This window comes from Pseudochelatococcus lubricantis (assembly GCF_011762225.1).
GTDB classification, from domain to species: Bacteria; Pseudomonadota; Alphaproteobacteria; order Rhizobiales; family Beijerinckiaceae; genus Pseudochelatococcus; species Pseudochelatococcus lubricantis.
On the sequence record NZ_JAASQI010000011.1, the window covers coordinates 54,606 to 74,121 of the forward strand.

Sequence of the window (19,516 nt, forward strand, 5' to 3'; positions counted from 1 at the left end):
AAAGTCAATTCACGATGGCGCTGGGTTTGATCCTCGAAAAGCGGCCCGGCCTGCGCTCTGCTGGCCTTCCGGCAGGGAGACGAACAAGCGGCAGGCGACGGAAATCGGACGGGCGCCGCCTTGCCGTTCCATCCATTTGTTCAGGAGGTCGATGTCTCCGGGAAACGGCATTCGCCTCCGGCTCGACGTTTTCAGTCGTCCGGCAGATCCCTCAGAATCTGGTCCATGCTGCGTGCCGGTTCCGGGCAGCGTGCCGTTTCGATGACCTTCGCCGGAACGCCCGCAACCGTGGCGTTGGCGGGCACCGGATGAAGAACGACGGACCCAGCGGCGATTCGTGCGCCCGGGCCGATCTCGATATTGCCGAGAATCTTGGCCCCGGCGCCGATCAGGACGCCGTCGCGGACCTTCGGATGGCGGTCGCCGCTTTCCTTGCCCGTTCCGCCAAGCGTTACTTCCTGCAGGATGGACACGTTGTCGCCGATCGCCGCCGTCGCGCCGACGACGAAGCCGGTGGCGTGATCAAGGAAGATGCCGCGGCCAAAGCGTGCGGCGGGGTTGATATCCGTCTGGAACACCTCCGAGGAACGGCTCTGCAGATGCAGGGCAAAGTCCGTCCGGCCCTTCTGCCAGAGCCAGTGGGCGAGGCGATGGGTGACGAGCGCGTGGAAGCCCTTGAAATACAGGACGGGCTCGATGACCCGCGTGCAGACGGGATCGCGGTCCAGCACGGCGAGGACGTCGGCGCGGATTGTCGTGCTGAGATCCGGATCATCCGCCACGGCGGCCAGAAAACCCTGGGTGATCAGCTCTCCCGGCAGGGTGGGGTGGTTGAGGCGCTGGCCAATCTTGAACGCCAACACGGATTCGAAGGAGGCATGGTTGAGGATGGAGCCTGCGATGACGCCGCCCAGATACGGCTCCCGCCGGACAACGGCCTCCGCCTCCCGGCGCAGCCGCAGCCACACGGGATCGGCGATGGTCAGCGCGATGCCGGCGGCGGTTGAAATCTGTTCCGAATGCGTCATGGGAATTTCCGAAAGTCCTGTAGCGGGTCAAAATCACGGATAAGCGTCAGCAAAAGCGCTGACAACAACAGCGTTGATCCTGCTTGCACACAGTTCTCATCATCTCCCCCGACGCACTCGCGCCCAGCCGCCATCTCCGGCGCACCATCATATCCCTCAGGTCCCTTTCGACAAGCAATGCGATGCCTTGTGGACATCACACGCCGCGCATCGGCGGCTCACCCGTGCTCCCGTGGAGAACCGCCGCGACAGTCTGGAATCTCTTTTAGAGAAAAAAGAACGTGAACGCCACCACACCGGCGGCGAAACAGCGCGGATGGTGCATTTTGACTTTCCCGATCCGGCGCGGCGAACAAGGTACGGCCGCATTCTGTCCGTGGCCGCTATAGCATTTCGACATTTCATTGAAACGCCGAAATGCTATAAGTTTTTGATATTACGCGCTTTCTTCACGCAAACCGGTATCCACTTTGCTTGAAAACGCTTTAACAGTGTCCAGACCAATTCTACGTTTCATTGAAACGCAAAATGATCTATCTCTTTGTTTTTACGCAGTTTCGAACGCAGAAGCGGGGCCCGCTTTTGCTGAGATTGCTTTAGCCCGCCTGATAGGCGCCGAGCATCAGGACGATGCCCGTAACCGCGACGAGCGCGCTTGCCAGCACTTCCAGCGCTGCGACGGCGCCCGCGCCGCGGCGGTTGTTCGTCCCCGCGAGCCGCACGGCGAAGCGCTTGGCATAGACGGCGAGGCAGGCGAGCGTGCCGACGGTGATGAAAGTGCCGAGCGCCATGGCAAGCGTTGCCGCAATGCCCGCCGCAAACTGCCGCTGCGACAGCGCGAACACGAGGACGATGATCGCGCCGGTGCAGGGGCGCAGCCCGGCCGAGAAGGTGACCGCCGCCATCTCGCGGAACGAGTGCAGGCGCCCGACTTCCTCTGGCGTGAGCAGGTGCGTGTGATCGCAGCATCCGGCCGTCCGGCATGACGGATGGTCGCAGGCGGCAGGCGCGGCATCGGCGTCCTGCGCCAGAAAGCGGCCGGAGACGGCGGTCTCCGCAGGCTGGAACGGCAGGTTTCCGAAGGGATCGGGTGGCGCCGGCGGCCGGAAGAACGCCAGCAGTTTTCCGGATTTGCGCCAGAGGATCACGAAGCCCACAATTGCCACGAGCCCGAAACTCGCCTGCTCGATCAGCCGGGCGGAGGCATTGATGGCGCTCGCGGTGGCATCGAGGAAAACGGCAAGTACCCCCACGATGGCGATGGCCGACAGCGCCTGCAGCAGCGACGAGGCGAAGGCGAGCGCCAGCCCGCGCCGGAGAGAACGCCGGCCGTCCGCGACCAGATAGCCTGAGATCACAGCCTTGCCGTGCCCCGGCCCGGCGGCGTGAAAGATGCCGTAGGCGAACCCCAGCGCGGCCAATGTCCACAACGCCGTGATGCCGGCGGTGGCGGAAGAGGCGCTGGCAAAAGCCCGCAATGCACCCACCATCCGCGTGTAGAACACGGACTGTATGGCGATGATCGCCCCGCCGATACCGGTGGGCGCCGGTGCGGTTTCCTGCAGGCCCGCCCCGAACGGGTGACGTGGCGCCGGAATGTCGGCAGGCGACGGCCACAGCCGGGACAGCAGCGCATACGCGCCCACCACGACAACGAGGGAGATGACGACCACGGCCGTCCGAATCAGCAGCGCATGCCAGGCGGGACGGTCCCTGGAGGAGCCGGCGGTTGCGAAGATCGTATCGCTCATGAACCTCTGTATCCTGCCGGCAACAGCCGGGAGGGGCAGAAAACCCTTGGTTTCAGGGGCAGGCGATAACAGCCCGCGTGGCGAAATCCTGCCCGAAGGTGGAGGCGGTCGTCAAGGCTTCGAAAAACGCCTCCGACAGCGCCTGCTGCTCGTTGAAATCCGTCTGCTTGGGCCGTGTGACCGTTACGGCGCAGGTGCCGGCCGAACCGACGACCGTGGCGGCATCCTGCCCCGGCGCGAAGACGAACGAGACGAAATAGGTGGGATCGTAGACCTCGACCGACAGCGCCCGGCCCGCCGCGACCGGGGGATCGACGGGCAGGGTGAAATGCAGGATCAGCGAACCGTCCACGAACTCCAGCGAGGCGTCGGTGGCGGTCTTGAAGGTGACGGGCTTGCCGTTCGCCTTGGCCTTGGTGAAGAAATCGAACTCGTACAGCCCATCGATATTGATGCGCGCAAGTTCCTCCAGTTCGCTGGCGTCGAGCTTGCCGTCGCCGTTGGTATCGAGGCCCTGCGTGGCGTATTGCGAATAGGCGGGATCGAACGTCCAGCTATGGCGGATGGCTGTCAGCTTGTCCTGCGCGAACACGAATTGCGCCCGCGCTGTCACCCACACATGCGGATGAGCCAGCGCCGCAGGCGGCTGGAATGCCGCCGCGACGGCCAAAGCGGCCACGATCCACGCGGCAGCGATACGCAGGGTGCGGTCGGCGGCGCGCCGTCGTTGGAGGTTCTCGTGCATTGCTTCCCGCCAGTCTCCCATGGTTCGGCGCAACCTGCAGGACGATGCACAGGCTATGCGGCGCTCCTGTGGCAGCCGACTCGCCATGCAGCTTATACCGTCCCGCCGTGCCTTCCCGGAAGGCATCTCCGGTGCAGGGGCCGAAAAATTGCGGCGATCCGCATGGCGAGGCTGGATTTTATGACGAGGCTGGATTTTCATATGACACAAGTCCTGTAAACGCTTCTGCGCGATCCGCACGATGCCTGATGGGCCGCCTCTGCGGCCGGAGAAAACGCCATGCACGACAAGCTCTTGCTCCCGGTTGTCCCGACCTTGCCGGCGGAGGGGCGCGCGGCCTCCCATCGCCCGATTCGCCGCGCGGTCCTCTCGGCCATGGCGCTCGCGGTGCTGGCTTGGGCGGTGCTGGCCTGGGCGGCACCGACGCGGGTTTCAGCGGCGGACCTCAAGGCCATCGCCATCCTGACGCCGGAGGCGGCGTCCGATTTCGGCTGGAACCAGCAGGGCGTGCAGGCGGCGCGTGCGGCCGGCGGCGCTGCCGGTGTCGAAGTGCTGGTGGCTGAAAATCTCGGCTACGGCGACGTGCGTCCCGTGCTGCGGGAGCTGGCCGAGGACGGCGCGGGCCTGCTGATCGCCCATGCCAGCGGCTACAATACGGCGGCGCCGGAAATCGGCGCCGAGGCGGGCGTCCCGGTGGCGATCACCGACCGGCCGGACGCGCGCGTGCCCGGGAAGGTCGCCGATTACACGGCGAGCGGCCACGAGGGGGCCTATCTGGCCGGCCGTCTCGCCGCCAAGCTCACACGCACCGGCATTCTCGGCATCGTGACCTCCGGCGAGCCGCCAGGATGGAACAGCCAGTCCGCCGCCTTCATCGAAGGCGCACGCGCGGAAAAGCCCGACATCGTCATCCGCTATTCGGTGATCGGCCCGGCCGCCTACAGCGACGCAGCCGGCGCGCGCCGGGTGACGGAAACCGTGATCGCAGCGGGCGCCGACATCATTCTGGGGCAGGGCAACGGTTCGAGCTTCGGCATGCTCGCCGCTATCGAGGCGGCGAAGGCAGTCGATGGCGGCAAGGTCTTCTTCATCGACGTGATCGGCGACAAATCCGGCATCGACAAGGGGCACCTGCTGTCCTCCGTCGTCTGGAACCTTGAGCCGGTGTTTGCCGCCATGATCGCGGATGTGAAGGCGGACCGGTTCGGTGAGAAGAACTACGGCATCCGCCTCGCCGACGGCTCCGTGTCGCTGCTGAAGACACCACACATCCCCGATGGTGTCTGGCAGCAAATCGAGGCGATCCGGCAGGAGATCGTCGACGGTAGGATCGCGATCAAGCCGGCCTTCGACGCCGCAGCGGTGCATGCGCTGGTGAACGCCTCTCCGCGGACGCCCTGAGGGTCCGGGCGACATTGCGATACGCCGGTGAGACTCACTGCCGGAAGATGGCGTGAATCGGAAGATTTTTGGGCGACGAGCCATACCGGCACCGGCTTCGCCGGAGGGCGCGACATTTTCCGCAAACCCATGCAGAAAATGTCAGAATCGATATCTGGAACATATATATTGTATTTTTCTGCTTGACAGCCGCAGCATATTATTTCTTTGAGGCATGCACAGATGATGTGCAGCGTGTGCCGAAAATATGGTCTGTTGCACACGATTCACTCGACATCAGCAGAATCCTCAGGAGCTACGATGACTCAACCCGGCCTTCTCGATCTCGCCCTCGTCCGTCTTGACGAAGCCGCTACTCACCTGCAGGTTGACCCCGACGTGATCGAGAAGCTGAAATACCCGCGCGAGACGACGAAGGTTCGTCTGATGATTCGCATGGACGACGGCTCGCGCAAATCGTTTCTCGCGTGGCGTTGCCGCTATGACGATACGCGCGGCCCGACCAAGGGTGGCATCCGCTTCCACCCCGATTCCAACGAGGACGAGGTGGAAACTCTCGCCTTCTGGATGACGTTCAAGTGCGCCGTCATGAACCTGCCTTACGGCGGAGGCAAGGGGGCGGTCAGCGTCGACCCGCGCAAGCTCTCCAAGGCCGAACTCGAACGTCTGTCCCGTGCCTACATCCAGGCATTCGCGCGCATCGTCGGACCGGACCGGGACATCCCGGCACCCGACGTCTACACCAACTCGATGATCATGGGCTGGATGGCCGACGAGTATTCGCAGATCGTCGGACAGGCTTCGCCCGCCGTCATCACCGGCAAGCCGATCGCGCTCGGTGGTTCGGTCGGGCGCGGGGATGCGACCGCGCGCGGCGGCTATTATCTGGTGCGCGATCTTGCCAGCGAACTCGGCCTCGAAGGGCGCACCCGCGTGGCCGTGCAGGGCTTCGGCAATGCCGGCCAGTATATTGCCTCGCTGCTGGCGTCGGACGGAAACACCATCGTCGCGGTATCGGATTCCGCCGGTGCGGTCTATTCCGAGGACGGCCTTGACGTCGATCTGCTGATCAAGGCGAAGGCCGACGGAAAGTCGGTCGTCTCGACCGCCGGCGTGAGAGGCCACCGGGAGATCTCCGCCAACGAACTCATCGCGGTGGATGCCGACCTTCTCGTGCCGGCGGCGCTCGAAAGCATGATCCATGAGGGCAACGCTGCGAGCATCAAGGCGAAGGTCATCCTGGAACTGGCGAACGGGCCGATCACGCCGGAGGCGGACGCGATCCTCGCCGAGAAGAGGGTCACTGTGCTGCCGGATATCCTGGCCAACGCGGGCGGCGTGACCGTGTCCTATTTCGAATGGGTGCAGAACAAGCAGGGCTATTCCTGGACGCTCGACGAAGTGCACGACCGGCTGCGCACCATCATGGTTCGCGAAGGGCGCGCCATCTGGGAGATCGCGCAGGAGAAGCGCGTCACATGGCGCACGGCGGCCTACATCCACGCGCTGTCGCGCCTTGCGGCTGCCATCGAGGCGCACGGAACGCAGCCGTTCTTCGCGAGCTGACATACGGCCCGCCAAAATATGTAACGACAGCGTCATGGATGGCCGGGGTTCTCCCGGCCATTTCCGTTTTCGGGCCGCGAAACGGTGGCGGAAGCTGCCCTTTCCGTCACCCGGAACGTTCCGGCGCCGTTCGCGTTGACGTTTAACCGTAGATGACATACGGCGAACAAGAATCCGATGTAACTGTCGCGGCGTTATCGGCTCGGGACCGGCTCCGGCGACACGGGTGCCGGCGGCGCGTTGGGGGAGGTTGTTCCTATGCGTATCGTTTTGTTGGTTGTCGCGTTGGCGGTTCCGCTGGCGGCGTGCCAGAGCACGCAGGAATCGATGTACAGCGCCGAGCGCGTATGCCTGAGCGCCGGCCTGAAGCCCGGAACGAGAAGATTCGACGATTGCGCCAATGCGGCTTACGCCGAGAATCGCCGCCAGTCGGACCAGGCGGCGACGGCGGTCGCGGTCGGAACGGCCGCCGGCGTCGTCGGCGGCACCCTTGTGGGCGCGAGCGCCGCCCGGTCCGACCGTTACTACTACGGGCGGCCGGGCTACTACGGGCGGCCGGGCTATTGGGGACCGCGCTGCAACCGCTGGGGCTGCTGGTAACCGCCGACGCAACGGGGGCGTGTGCTCACCCGATGGCGTCGCCCCACGCCGCGCGGCGCGCGATGCGGTATGCGTCGCCGTCGCGACGGCTGAAGGTCTGCTCGCCAGCGGTTCCATCAGCCCGGCATAGTACGAGCACGACCCTGCCGCTGCCGCCCTTCGGCGGCGCGAGCACGCGCGCGGCCGGCGCCGCCGACGCGAGCACGCGGGAGGCGGCCACGAAGGCGTATTTCTCGTCCTCCCATGGCACCTCCGCGCCTTTCGTCAGGCGGTGGATGCGCGAGCGCGCCACGCGGCGGGAGAAATGGCACCAGTCCGGTGCCACCACGGGGCAGGGCAGGGCATGCGGGCAGGGCGCGAGGATATGCGCGCCCGCGGCAGCGAGTTGCTCGCGCGCCGCCAGCACGCGCGCATACCCGGCCGGCGTGCCGGGTTCGACGATGACGAGCATGCCCGCCGTCAGCGCCCACAAACGTGCGATCAGCGCGGACCGTCGCGCGGGAGAGATCTCGTCGAGCACGTAACCGATGGTGACGAGGTCGCGCGGGACTGTATCCAGCGGATTGTCCGGCGCGGCGTCGGCGAGGATGTCGCCCGCGCGCCATGTCACGTCGAGCGTCAGCTCCTGCGACAGCCGTTCACCCCACTGGCGGATGGACGCGCTGCCCTCGATCAGCAGGGCATCCGCACAGGAGGGCCACAGATCGGCCGCCGCCCACAGCGCGGTGCCGGGACCGGCGCCAACGTCGAGCAGCGTTTCCGGGGCGAATTCGGGCAGCGCCAGTGCCGCCATTTCCAGCGCGGAGTGGATGGCCGCGTAGGTCGCCGGCAGGCGCGTGGCCAGGTAGGCAAGTGCCGCCCGGTCGTCACCGAGATGATAGTGGCCGTCGCGGACTTCCGCCCGGTAGCGGGCCGACAGCGCGGCCGCCGATCGGGCAAGCTCGGCGACCGGCTGGCGTTCGAGAGCGGCATCGACGGCGCGCCGCAGGGGAGGGGGCAATTCCATGGCAGGCCCTGAAGCGCCTTCGAGCAGAACAGGCGCCTTGCGCCGGGATCGTCCGGCCGGAGCCGGGCCCTTCGTTTGCCCTATTCCGCCGCATGATGCAACGGCATGACCAGCCCGGGCGCCGCCCGCAGCAGCGCCGCCGAAACGGTGGCAAGGTCCTGTGCCAGCCGGATGAAGCCGTCGTCAGGTTCAAGCGTTGTCTCGTTCATGTAAAGCGCCCTGTTGATTTCCACCTGCAGCGCGTGGCGACCGATGGCGGGTTCCCCGTAGTGCTCGGTGATGAAACCGCCGGCGTAGGGCTTGTTGCGGGCCACCCGGTACCCGTGAATCCGGAGGCATGATTCGATGAAGCCGACGAGCGCCGGGGTGCAACTCATGCCGAACCGGTCGCCCAGTACGACATCCGGCGGCGGCCCGTGTCTCGCCACGTTCGCTGGCGAGGGCATCGAGTGGCAATCGACCAGCACCACGGCGCCGAACTGCGCCACCGTGCGGTCGAGAAGGGCGCGCAGGGCGCGATGGTAGGGCTTGTAGAGTGTTTCCACGCGGCTGAGGCCCGCCTCAAGGGGTATCCGGCCGGGATAGATGTCCTGCCCGTCGCCCACGATGCGCGGAATCGTCCCAAGTCCGCCGGCTACCCGCATGGAGCGCGCGTTGGCGTGCGCCGGCAGGCTTTCCGCGAACAGGCGGGGGTCGAGCTCGTAGGGCTCGCGGTTGAGGTCGAGAAACGCGCGCGGAAAATGCGCCACCATCAGCGGCGCGCCGAGTTGCGTCACGTGGGCGAAGAGCCTGTCGACCCAGGCGTCCTCCGAACGGCGCAGGGCGAGCGGCCCGAGCCGGGAGCTTGCGAGGAAGGCTTGCGGATAGATCCGGCCCGCGTGAGGCACATTGAAAACCACCGGCGACAGGTGCCTGACAGGCTCGTAAATGGTGAAGGGCGGGCTGAAATCACTTATGCTCTGTTGCATGGCCGTCCAGTGCTCTTTTGCCACATAGTGACGTTTTTGCGCTCCTGTGTCCATCGCCGAGGCGGAATGAGGCGGTTTGGGCGTTCGCCTTCACACCAAATTTACGATCGTCGCTGCTTGATGGGACCAGCACCAGGCGGGTCATCACCCGTTCCGGGCGACTGCCAGAGCACCATCCGCCGCAACCCAGATCGCCGCAACAGGGGCGAAGAGTCTCAAGACCTGCCATGAACAAGATCCTTCTTGCAGAAGACGACAACGACATGCGCCGCTTCCTCGTCAAAGCCCTGCAGAATGCGGGCTATGACGTGGCCTCCTACGACAACGGCCTTTCCGCCTACAACAGGCTGCGGGAAGAGCCGTTCGAACTGCTGCTGACGGATATCGTGATGCCGGAAATGGACGGCATCGAACTGGCGCGGCGCGCCACGGAACTCGATCCGGACATCAAGGTGATGTTCATCACCGGCTTCGCCGCCGTGGCGCTCAATCCCGATTCCCAGGCGCCGCGGGATGCCAAGGTGCTCTCCAAGCCCTTCCATCTGCGCGAACTCGTCGGCGAGGTCGAGAAGCTCCTCGTGGCGTAAAGCCCGCGCCAGCGGCTCTCCGGCGAGCTTTCCACAGCTTTGCCGGCGAATCGTATTTCGCAGCTTGCATGGTCGTGGCAGCCGGGCTATAGCCCATGTCCATGGACGTGGCGCACCGGTTCCGCCGCCACCGCAGCGCATTCACTAGATGCGTTGTTCGTTTCATACCTTTTCGACGGATACGCTTTTTTGCTTGATCCGCTTCTGAAAATCAGTATGAAGCCATACACCTTTTCTCCGAAGCAGGTTTCTGCAAGGGGCATGGGCGCGTAGCTCAGCGGGAGAGCACTACGTTGACATCGTAGGGGTCACAGGTTCGATCCCTGTCGCGCCCACCATTCTGAATGGGAATCAACTGGTCAGGCCGGTTGGTTCCCATTTTTGCATAGTACGCCAGGTGCCATTATTCAGAATTGATATTAAATATTCTGCATGCGACGCTTATGGAACAAGCAGGCCGGGTGCGGCAGGCTGCTATCCGTATTTCGGAAGCATCGTGAAAAAGCCCGTTTCTACATCTGAAGTGCGGTAATATATCCGTACGATGCATGGCTGCTGCAACTTTTATGTGGCTATTTGAGGACGTTGGGGACTTGGCGGCCCCTGCCGGGTCCGTTATCGTCCCGTCATGCGCGCGGGCCCTGAGTCGGGCCAATTTTTGCACCGCCCTGTTTGGGCTCCCCTTGTTGGGCTCCATTTGGGCCACCCGCGCGGGAGCGAGGACCTATGCAAGCGACAACGAATAACAAGATCAACCCCGACGCCGATCTGAAGCTGCCGACATTGAAGGTTTCCGTCCGGGAAGTGTTAGGCATTGATACCGATCTCGAAGTTCCTGCTTTCGCGGAAGCGGACGAGCACGTGCCGGACCTCGATCCGGACTACCTGTTCGACCGCGAGACGACGCTCGCTATCCTCGCCGGCTTCGCGCGCAACCGCCGCGTCATGATTACCGGGTACCACGGCACCGGCAAGTCCACCCATATCGAGCAGGTTGCCGCCCGGCTCAAGTGGCCGTGCGTGCGCGTCAACCTCGACAGCCACATCAGCCGCGTCGATCTCGTGGGCAAGGACGCCATCGTGGTCAAGGACGGCCATCAGGTGACCGAGTTCCGCGACGGCATCCTGCCGTGGGCCTTGCAGAACAACGTCGCGCTGGTGTTCGACGAATATGACGCGGGTCGCCCGGACGTGATGTTCGTCATCCAGCGCGTGCTGGAAGTGTCCGGCCGGCTGACGCTGCTCGACCAGAACCGTGTGATTCGCCCCCATCCCGCATTCCGTCTGTTCGCCACGGCGAACACGATCGGCCTTGGCGACACCTCCGGCCTGTATCACGGCACGCAGCAGATCAACCAGGGCCAGATGGACCGCTGGTCGATCGTCGCCACGCTTAACTACCTGCCGCACGACAAGGAAGTCGAGATCGTTGTCGCCAAGGTGCACCATTACCGCAACACCCAGGGGCGCGACACTGTCAACCGCATGGTGCGACTCGCCGGGTTGACGCGCAACGCCTTCATCAACGGCGACCTGTCCACTGTGATGAGCCCCCGCACAGTGATCACCTGGGCGGAAAACGCGGATATCTTCGGCGACCTCGCATTCGCTTTCCGCCTCACCTTCCTCAACAAGTGCGACGAGACGGAGCGCCCGCTCGTGGCGGAGTTCTACCAGCGCTGCTTCGGCAAGGAACTGCCGGAATCCGCCGCCAACGTCGCCTTGTCGTGAGGTACCACGGATCGCGATGACCACCACCAACCGCAGGCCGGGCAACAACGTCCCGTCCAAAACGACGGAACCGATCAAGCAGGCGGTCGCTGGCGCCCTGCGCGGCATCGCGGGGGTGCGCGACCTTGAGGTGACCTTCTCCGTCGACAGGCCGGCGCTGACGGAAGAGCGCGCGCGCCTGCCGGAGCCGCCACGCAATCCGACGGAGAGCGACATCGCCGTGATGCGCGGCCATGCCGATGCAATGGCGTTGCGCCTCGCGGTGCACGACAAGAAGGTGCACCAGAAGCTCGCTCCCGAAGGGGCGGCCGCACGGGCCGTCTACGACGCCGTCGAGCAGGCGCGCGTGGAGGCGATCGGCTCCCGGCGCATGAGCGGCGTCGGCGACAACCTCTCCGCGATGCTGGAAGACCGCTATCACCGGGGTAGCTACGAGGAGATTACCGACCGCGCCGACGCCCCCGTCGAAGACGCCATCTCGCTCATGGTGCGGGAGCGGCTGACCGGGCTTCCGCCGCCGAAGGCGGCCGAAAAGATCGTTTCACTCTGGCGGGATTCGATCGAGGCCAAGGCCGGCAAGAACCTCGACCGCTTCCTGACCAATATCGGCGACCAACCCGCCTTCGCGCGCAACATCCGCGAGCTGCTCGCCGCGCTCGATATGGCGGACGACGCCAATCTCGACCCTGACGAGAGCGATGAGGGCAGCGAGGACCAGGCAGAGGGCGAGGAAGAGAACAGCGACGGCGAGGCCGAGCAACGCGCCGACACCGAACAGGCGCGCATCGACGCCATGGAGGCCGCTTCCGACGACATGGAGGAGGGCTCCACGGAGGTCGAGGACGCGCCCTCCGGCGATTTGCCCGAGGAAAGCGAATCGTCGGACGCGGAGGAGGCGGGCGCCGCGCGCAATCCGCCCCAGTCGGCGATCGATGAGGCGCGCACCATCGCCTACAAGGCCTATACGACCCGCTTCGATGAAATCGTCGCGGCGGAGGAGCTGTGCGATTCCGACGAGCTGACGCGCCTGCGCGCCTATCTCGACAAGCAGATAGCGAATGTGCAGGGTGTCGTCGCGCGCCTCGCCAACCGGCTGCAGCGGCGGCTGCTGGCGCAACAGAACCGCGCCTGGGAGTTTGATCTCGAAGAGGGCATTCTCGACCCGGCGCGCCTGCCGCGCGTCATCATCGACCCGTTTCAGCCGCTGTCGTTCAAGTTCGAGAAGGATACGGACTTCCGCGACACGGTCGTCACGCTGCTCATCGACAATTCTGGCTCGATGCGCGGGCGGCCGATCACGGTTGCGGCGACGTGCGCCGACATTCTGGCGCGCACGCTGGAGCGCTGCGCGGTGAAGGTCGAGATTCTGGGGTTCACCACCCGCGCATGGAAGGGCGGGCAGTCGCGCGAGGCGTGGCTGCAGGCGGGTAAACCGCCCGGACCTGGCCGACTCAACGACCTGCGCCATATCATCTACAAGTCGGCGGACGCACCGTGGCGGCGCGCGCGGCGCAATCTCGGCCTGATGATGCGCGAGGGGCTGCTGAAGGAGAATATCGATGGCGAGGCGCTTGATTGGGCGCACAAGCGGCTTCTCGGCCGGCCGGAGCAGCGCCGCATCCTCATGGTGATCTCGGATGGTGCGCCGGTGGATGATTCGACGCTGTCGGTCAACCCGGGCAATTATCTGGAGCGGCATCTGCGCGCCGTCATCGAGGAGATCGAGACCCGGTCTCCGGTAGAACTGATCGCCATCGGCATCGGCCATGACGTGACGCGCTATTATCGCCGCGCTGTCACCATCGTGGATGCCGAGGAGCTGGGCGGGGTGATGACAGACAAGCTGGCTGAACTCTTCGAGGAAAGCCACGGCCAGCCTCAGCGCCGCACCGGCCAACGCAGGCGCGCGGGCTGATCGGCCCGCGCACGCGGCACAGATCGTTAGAATCAAAAAGTCCGGCCGTGAAGGCCGGACTTTTCTGTTTGCGGAACTGCATGCAAATTTTCACAAGGGAGGACTATTGGCTACCCTGCCGCCCGCCCGCCGGTCACGCTTTGCGCGGCTGCTCCACCGGCAGCACGATGCGCAGCAGGGCACCGTAAGGCACCAGCATCAGCAGTGCCATGGCGACCTTGACCATGAAATCGCTCACCCCCCAAGCCACCCAGACCGGCGCGTATAGGCTGAAGCCCAAGATGCTATAGGAAGCAACGTCCGTCACGACGCCGGCAAAGGCGAGCGAGAAGAACAGCGCCGTATCGATGGCCGATCCGATAAGACCGGAGGCGAGGGGGGCCCGCCACCATGCCAACCGCCGCAGCCGGTTGAATACCGAAACATCGAGCAACTGGCCAACCAGAAAGGCGATGCCGGAAGCAGCGGCGATTCGCGGCTCCGCCAGGAACGCGGACATCACGACGGCAATGCAGAAGCCGACGGCGACGAGCCGGCGCGCAGCAGCAACGCCGAACCGGCGATTCGTCAGATCCGTGACGAGGAAGGCAACCGGATAGGTGAAGGCGCCCCAGGTCAGATAATCCTGCAGGCCCCACGGCGTGAACGGGTGCTGGACGGCGATGTTGGAGACGACGACGACAGCGGCCATGGCAGCCACTGGCCACCACAACCGCTTCATCTCCGCGCGCAGGCCGTTCATCGCCGCGCGATCAGTTGACCGGGACTTCCGCGTGCTTCTTCGCGATCTCGCGCTTCAGAGCGCGGGCATTCAGCGAAAGCTCGTCGTCGCCGGCCTTGATCAGGAACGCATCGAGGCCACCGCGGTGCTCGACAGAGCGCAGCGCCGCAGCGCTGATGCGCAGGCGCACGCTGCGTTCCAGCGTGTCGGACTGCAGCGTCACCTTCACGAGGTTGGGAAGGAACCGACGCTTGGTCTTGTGGTTCGAGTGGCTAACGAGATGGCCGACCAATACGGCCTTGCCCGTCAGTTCGCAGCGGCGTGCCATGACGCATTATCCTTGTTAAACGCTATCGAGGCACCGAGCTATCGCTGAAACAGCAAAAACCCGACGTTACCGCCGGGGACGCGGACACCTCATGTCCCATGAAAGATTTGGGGTGTATAGTGTACGAGGCAGGGCATCGTCAAGGCAGTGCGATCATTTTGTCATCGACATGACACGGAAGCGCTGCCCGTGCCCATCCGGGAGGTGGATTTTGGCGGGCTGTGTTTACACATCATTATCCATGGAAGACGATCCTGTGGTGACATTTGGGCGGATGATTCTCCCCGGCGGGGAGTGCGGCGCCGATTCGGCGGCCCAGGAGCGGCCCCATTAACAAGCGGATTCAGGCATGACGCGGCGATTCTTGAGAATGACGGCCTTGGCCGCGCGGCTTGCGGCGGCGGGCATTCTGGCTTCCCCCTGCGCGGCGTTGCCGGCGTGGGCTGCGGAGGCCGACTCCGGCGGCGCTTTCGAGAGCCGCTACGACATTACGCTGATGGGCATGCAGGTCGGCGTCGCGCAGCTCAAGGCGAGCGTGGCGGGTGATCGGTACAAGGTCGAGCTGTGGACCCGCCTGACGGGGCTTGCCGGCGTCATGACCGGCGGCAAGGGGGCGGCGAGTTCCTCCGGCACCGTCGCGGGCGCCATGGTTCGCCCGGCGAAGTTCGCGGTAACGACCGCGTCGGGCGACAGATCCGTCAGCGTGCGCATGGCGCTCGCCGACGGTGCCGTCCGCGCGCTCAAGGTGAGCCCGCCGATTCCCGAACGTAAGCAGCGCATCCCGCTGCGCGAAGGCGACATGCGCGATATCGTCGATCCCGTCAGCGCGCTGCTCATGCCCGTCGCAGGCAGTGTGGCCGCTGGCGATCCGGCTGCCTGCAACCGCACGCTGCCGCTTTTCGACGGCTCGGCCCGTTTCGACGTGCCGCTCTCCTTCGTCCGGGCGCAGAAGATCAACGGACGGGCCTATGCCGGCACCATCGCGATTTGCTCGGGCCGCTACAAGCCGATTTCGGGACACGTACCCGGCCGTCCCGATACGGATTTCATGGAAAACAACCGTGACATCGAAGTGTGGCTCGCGCCTGCGGTGGAGGGGCGGCTGTTCCTGCCTTACCGCATCTCGGTGCGCTCGCCGCTCGGCCTTGTCGTGATCGAGGCGACGCGCTTCCCCGGCGGCCTGCCCGACACGGCGCCGCAAAGAACGCCGGGCCCCGCGCTCCGCGCCAGCAACTAAAGCGCCCGGCGTTCCGACGGAATCACAGTGTGCGTTCTGAATTCTATATTTTACCGCAACTTGCATTCGATTCGATGGATCGACTTGAATGCAAGTTGCGTTGGGCGGCGCCCGATACCATTGTTGGGGCATGAAGGCGAACAAAAGTCGATTCTGTCGTTGTCTGCGATTCGAGCGCATTTCGTTCCGTTCGCGTTCAGCCGCGGCGCCATCCGCCCGGTCGGGCCGTGCTGACAGGCGAAAAGGCGACTCGGATGGAAAATCCGATGCAAGGCGAGAGGGATAACGCCGCAGACGCGATTGCGCGCGGGCGTTTGCCGTGCGAAAGTACAACTGGGGCACGGTCGCTTCGCTTGACAAGCGCTCAAGCTTGCCATGTGGTGCACGGGGTGGGCCAGCAATCGCGATCAGCGGGAAATGGCCTGCGGGCGGCTCCGTTCAGGAAGGTGGTCGTCATGCGTTGACAAGGCGCTTCGTTTTTTCCGCCCACCGGTTCAATCTCGCCGTTCAGTCGTTATGGCCCTGTCTCCCTTACCCCGCTCCCTGCCTCCGCGTGTCCGCGCCCGTGGCGTGACCGCCGTGCTTGGGCCCACGAACACCGGCAAGACCCATCTCGCCATCGAACGCCTGCTGGGGCACGAGAGCGGCATGATCGGCCTGCCGCTGAGGCTGCTCGCGCGCGAGGTCTACAACCGTGTCGTGGAACGGGCGGGGGCCGACGCCGTGGCGCTGATCACCGGCGAGGAGAAGATCAAACCCGCGAACGCCCGCTACTGGATCGCCACCATCGAGGCGATGCCGCGCGATCTGGATGTTGCCTTCGTCGCGATTGACGAAATCCAACTTGCGAGCCATTTCGACCGTGGACACGTGTTCACGGACCGGCTGCTGAACCAGCGCGGGCGGGCGGAAACGCTGGTGATCGGCGCCGCCACCATGCGCCCGCTGGTGGAGCTGCTGCTGCCCGGCGCCAACATCGTCTCCCGCCCGCGCTTGTCGAAGCTGTCCTACGCCGGGGAGAAGAAGATCACGCGCCTGCCGCGCCGCTCGGCCATCGTCGCTTTTTCAGCGGAGGAGGTCTATGCGATCGCGGAGCTGATTCGCCGCCAGCACGGCGGGGCGGCCGTGGTGCTGGGTGCGCTCTCGCCGCGCACACGCAATGCGCAGGTTGAGCTTTATCAATCCGGCGATGTGGATTACATCGTGGCGACGGATGCCATCGGCATGGGGCTTAACCTCGATGTCGATCATGTGGCCTTCGCGGCGAATCGCAAGTTCGACGGCTTCGGGTTCCGCGAACTCAACCCGGCGGAAATCGGCCAGATCGCGGGGCGTGCCGGGCGGCATCTCAAGGATGGCACCTTCGGCACCACGGGCCGCGCGGATGCATTTGACGCCGAGGTCGTGGAAGCAGTAGAGGATCACGTGTTCGATCCGGTACGCATCATCCAGTGGCGCAACCCCGATCTCGATTTTCGCTCCATTTCGCATCTGCGTTCCAGCCTTGCGGAAATTCCCGCCGAGTCCGGGCTGACGCGGGCGCCCATCGCCGAGGACGAGGCCGCTCTCGACATTCTGGCGCGCGATTTCGCGGTGCGAGACATCACGCAGGGAAAAAGCGCGGTTGAAAGACTCTGGGAGGTCTGTCAGGTTCCCGACTATCGAAAGGTCGCGCCGGCCGCGCATGCAGAACTTGTGGGCACCATCTACCAATCGCTGATGCTATCAGGCACCATCGCTGACGACTGGTTCGCCCGCCAGATCCGCCATGTCGACCGGACCGACGGGGAAATCGACACGCTGTCCGGACGCATCGCGCAGGTGCGCACCTGGACCTTCGTGGCGAACAGGCCTGACTGGCTGCGCGATCCTGCCCATTGGCAGGGCGTCACCCGTCAGGTAGAGGACAGACTATCTGACGCGTTACACGACCGGCTCGCCAGCCGTTTCGTGGACCGCCGCACCAGCGTCCTGATGCGACGCCTGAGAGAGAATACGATGCTCGAAGCCGAAGTCACCACAGCGGGCGATGTCCTGGTCGAAGGCCAACATATCGGCCGCTTGCAGGGGTTCCAGTTCGCGCCGGACGCGGAAGCCGAGGGGCAGGATGTGCGCGCCTTGCGCGCCGCCGCCCAAAAGGCGCTCGCGGGCGAGATCGAGGCACGCGCCGAGCGGCTTTCAGCGAGCCCGGACGAGACCTTCGTGCTTTCCAATGACGGCATCGTCCGCTGGAACGGCGATGCGATCGCCAGGCTGATGGAAGGCGAGAAGCTGCTGGCGCCCGGCCTGCGGCTCATCGCCGACGATTCGCTCGCCGGCGGCGCGCGCGAGAAGGTCGAGACGCGGCTCTCAACCTGGATCAAGGCGTATGTGACGAAGCTTCTCGGCGCTCTTGACCTTCTGGAAGCGGCGGAGGACATCACCGGCCTCGCGCGGGGCGTCGCCTTCCAGATTGCGGAGGCGCTTGGCGTGCTGGAGCGCGCGCGCGTCGCGCAGGACGTCAAGAGCCTCGATCAGGAAAGCCGTGCCACCCTGCGCCGCCACGGCGTGCGCTTCGGCGCCTACCATTTGTACATGCCGCAGTTGCTGAAGCCCGCGCCGCGTGCGCTCGCCGCGCAACTGTGGGCTCTGAAGAACGGTGGCCTCGACCAGCCGGGTCTCGACGATATCGCGCATCTCGCGGCCTCGGGCCGGACGTCGTTCAAGCTGTCGACGGAGGTGGCGAAGGGCCTCTATCGCGCAGCAGGCTTTCGTGTCTGCGGCGAGCGGGTGCTGCGCGTCGACATCCTCGAACGTCTTGCCGATCTCATCCGTCCCGCCATCGCCTACAAGCCGGGCGTGACGCCCGGAGAGCCGCCGGCGGGTGCCGCCGACGGCGACGGCTTCGTCGTGACGGTTGCGATGACATCGCTTGCCGGATGCGCGGGCGAGGACTTCGCGTCCATCCTGCGCTCGCTCGGCTATGTCCCCGAGAAGCGGACGGGTCCCGCCATCACGGCGGAGCTGGTGCCCGCGCCCCGTCTCATTGCCGCGCCCGCAACGGACTCGTCGGCTCCTGCCGGGCAGGACGCCGCCGAGGAGCTGGCCGCGGAAGCGCCGGTCGCAGGCGATGCCGTCCCGGATGGAACGGCTGAAGCCGCCGCCACGGACACGCCGGCAGAAGCGGCGCCCGACGTTGCAGAAACAACGGAGCTTGCTCCGGCTGAGGCCGCACCGGCGGCGGAGCCGCTGCCAGCCGCTGACGCCGAACCGGCCTTTGCTGAAACCCTTGTGACGGAGGATGCCTCCACGGCACCCGTCGCCGAGGCGCACGACGCGGAGCCGGAACAGGCGGGCGCGCCCGCAGAGGCGGAGGCATCCGCCGAGGAGGCTGCACAGGAGGCCGCAGTACCGGCCGAGATTGATATCTGGCGGCCGCACCGTCATCAGCATGGTCCGCGCCAGCAGCGTCAGCGGGAAGGGCAGGGCGAGCGGCGCGGGCGTGGTGGTGCAGGCCATCCGCGCGGCCAGCAGCGACCTCCCCAGCACGCTCCGGCGGATGCCGCGGCCGGCGAGGTCGCCGCACAGGCGCCGCAGGGCGAGGGGGATGCAGCAGCCCCGGCGCGCGAGCATGAGCGCCAGCGCCGGCTCGAACGCTTTGGTGATGCTGCCCGTGCGCGCAACAACGGCGGCCAGCCCGGCGGCACGCGCGATGACGAGAACCGGCGTTTCGGCCGCAACCGGGACGCCGCTGGCGGCCACGGCAAGGGACACGGCGCGGAGCGGCACGGGGGGGACAGGCCCGGCGGCGGCGCAGGGCAGGCCAAGTCCTGGCAGGACAGGAAGAGTTCCGGCCGCGCCGAGCGCGCCCCGGATCCCGATTCGCCCTTCGCCAAGCTCGCGGCCCTCAAGCAGGCGCTCGAAGGTCGCACCAAGGAAAAGGGTTGATCGCT

16 protein-coding genes and 1 tRNA gene are annotated in these 19,516 nt (G+C 65.5%); 10 read left to right on the forward strand and 7 right to left on the reverse strand.

The annotated features are described in order from the left end of the window. Nucleotides 1-191 precede the first annotated feature (191 nt). Entirely contained in the window at nt 192-1,028 is an 837-nt protein-coding gene (cysE, locus tag FHS82_RS18615) for a serine O-acetyltransferase (protein WP_166955736.1), read from the reverse strand. Between the two features lie 73 nt (nt 1,029-1,101). On the opposite strand from cysE, the gene FHS82_RS18620 reads away from it, so the two are divergent. Next, nucleotides 1,102-1,506 carry a hypothetical protein gene (locus FHS82_RS18620; RefSeq protein WP_166955738.1) on the forward strand — a complete coding sequence of 135 codons (405 nt, stop codon included), beginning with the start codon at nt 1,102-1,104 and terminating at the stop codon, nt 1,504-1,506. Nucleotides 1,507-1,624: 118 nt separating this feature from the next. Here the strand turns inward: FHS82_RS18620 and FHS82_RS18625 are convergent, their stop codons facing one another. Further along, the gene (locus FHS82_RS18625; RefSeq protein ID WP_166955740.1) at nt 1,625-2,779 is read right to left on the reverse strand and encodes a nickel/cobalt transporter; all 1,155 of its coding nucleotides are present in this window, start codon (nt 2,777-2,779) and stop codon (nt 1,625-1,627) included. 52 nt (nt 2,780-2,831) lie between these two features. Continuing rightward, nucleotides 2,832-3,524, reverse strand: a complete 693-nt coding sequence (locus FHS82_RS18630) for a DUF1007 family protein (RefSeq protein ID WP_166955742.1) — start codon at nt 3,522-3,524, stop codon at nt 2,832-2,834. Nucleotides 3,525-3,803: 279 nt separating this feature from the next. Between FHS82_RS18630 and FHS82_RS18635 the strand changes: the two genes are divergently transcribed. From FHS82_RS18635 to FHS82_RS18645, 3 genes are all read left to right on the forward strand, one after another. Next, on the forward strand, nt 3,804-4,925 hold the full coding sequence (locus FHS82_RS18635; protein ID WP_246225436.1) for a putative B6 ABC transporter substrate-binding protein: 1,122 nt from the start codon (nt 3,804-3,806) through the stop codon (nt 4,923-4,925). 300 nt (nt 4,926-5,225) lie between these two features. After that, nucleotides 5,226-6,491, forward strand: coding sequence for a Glu/Leu/Phe/Val family dehydrogenase (locus FHS82_RS18640; protein ID WP_166955744.1), 1,266 nt, complete (start codon nt 5,226-5,228; stop codon nt 6,489-6,491). Nucleotides 6,492-6,749: 258 nt separating this feature from the next. Next, on the forward strand, nt 6,750-7,091 hold the full coding sequence (locus FHS82_RS18645; protein WP_208394340.1) for a hypothetical protein: 342 nt from the start codon (nt 6,750-6,752) through the stop codon (nt 7,089-7,091). Between the two features lie 25 nt (nt 7,092-7,116). Here the strand turns inward: FHS82_RS18645 and FHS82_RS18650 are convergent, their stop codons facing one another. Together FHS82_RS18650 and FHS82_RS18655 are read right to left on the reverse strand one after the other, a co-directional pair. Next, nucleotides 7,117-8,097 carry a small ribosomal subunit Rsm22 family protein gene (locus FHS82_RS18650; RefSeq protein WP_166955746.1) on the reverse strand — a complete coding sequence of 327 codons (981 nt, stop codon included), beginning with the start codon at nt 8,095-8,097 and terminating at the stop codon, nt 7,117-7,119. 80 nt (nt 8,098-8,177) lie between these two features. Continuing rightward, on the reverse strand, nt 8,178-9,065 hold the full coding sequence (locus tag FHS82_RS18655; protein WP_166955748.1) for an N-formylglutamate amidohydrolase: 888 nt from the start codon (nt 9,063-9,065) through the stop codon (nt 8,178-8,180). A 227-nt stretch (nt 9,066-9,292) separates the two neighbouring features. Between FHS82_RS18655 and cpdR the strand changes: the two genes are divergently transcribed. The 4 genes from cpdR to cobT all read left to right on the forward strand — a co-directional run bounded on the left by cpdR (nt 9,293) and on the right by cobT (nt 13,298). Further along, complete coding sequence (cpdR, locus tag FHS82_RS18660; RefSeq protein WP_166955752.1) at nt 9,293-9,652, forward strand: cell cycle two-component system response regulator CpdR; 360 nt, start codon at nt 9,293-9,295, stop codon at nt 9,650-9,652. A gap of 263 nt (nt 9,653-9,915) precedes the next feature. Further along, nucleotides 9,916-9,990, forward strand: a tRNA-Val gene (locus tag FHS82_RS18665). A gap of 388 nt (nt 9,991-10,378) precedes the next feature. Next, on the forward strand, nt 10,379-11,383 hold the full coding sequence (cobS, locus tag FHS82_RS18670; RefSeq protein ID WP_166955762.1) for a cobaltochelatase subunit CobS: 1,005 nt from the start codon (nt 10,379-10,381) through the stop codon (nt 11,381-11,383). A 16-nt stretch (nt 11,384-11,399) separates the two neighbouring features. Continuing rightward, entirely contained in the window at nt 11,400-13,298 is a 1,899-nt protein-coding gene (cobT, locus tag FHS82_RS18675) for a cobaltochelatase subunit CobT (protein ID WP_166955769.1), read from the forward strand. A gap of 133 nt (nt 13,299-13,431) precedes the next feature. Here the strand turns inward: cobT and FHS82_RS18680 are convergent, their stop codons facing one another. Together FHS82_RS18680 and rpmB are read right to left on the reverse strand one after the other, a co-directional pair. Next, nucleotides 13,432-14,040 (reverse strand): queuosine precursor transporter, encoded by a 609-nt coding sequence (locus FHS82_RS18680; RefSeq protein WP_246225437.1) that lies wholly within the window; start codon nt 14,038-14,040, stop codon nt 13,432-13,434. Nucleotides 14,041-14,050: 10 nt separating this feature from the next. Further along, nucleotides 14,051-14,347, reverse strand: a complete 297-nt coding sequence (gene rpmB / locus FHS82_RS18685) for a 50S ribosomal protein L28 (protein WP_166955770.1) — start codon at nt 14,345-14,347, stop codon at nt 14,051-14,053. Between the two features lie 370 nt (nt 14,348-14,717). Here rpmB and FHS82_RS18690 point away from each other — a divergent pair, with 370 nt between their 5' ends. Both FHS82_RS18690 and FHS82_RS18695 read left to right on the forward strand, forming a co-directional pair. Beyond that, on the forward strand, nt 14,718-15,584 hold the full coding sequence (locus FHS82_RS18690) for a DUF3108 domain-containing protein (RefSeq protein WP_166955772.1): 867 nt from the start codon (nt 14,718-14,720) through the stop codon (nt 15,582-15,584). Between the two features lie 516 nt (nt 15,585-16,100). Continuing rightward, entirely contained in the window at nt 16,101-19,511 is a 3,411-nt protein-coding gene (locus FHS82_RS18695) for a helicase-related protein (RefSeq protein ID WP_166955773.1), read from the forward strand. Nucleotides 19,512-19,516: the final 5 nt, after the last annotated feature.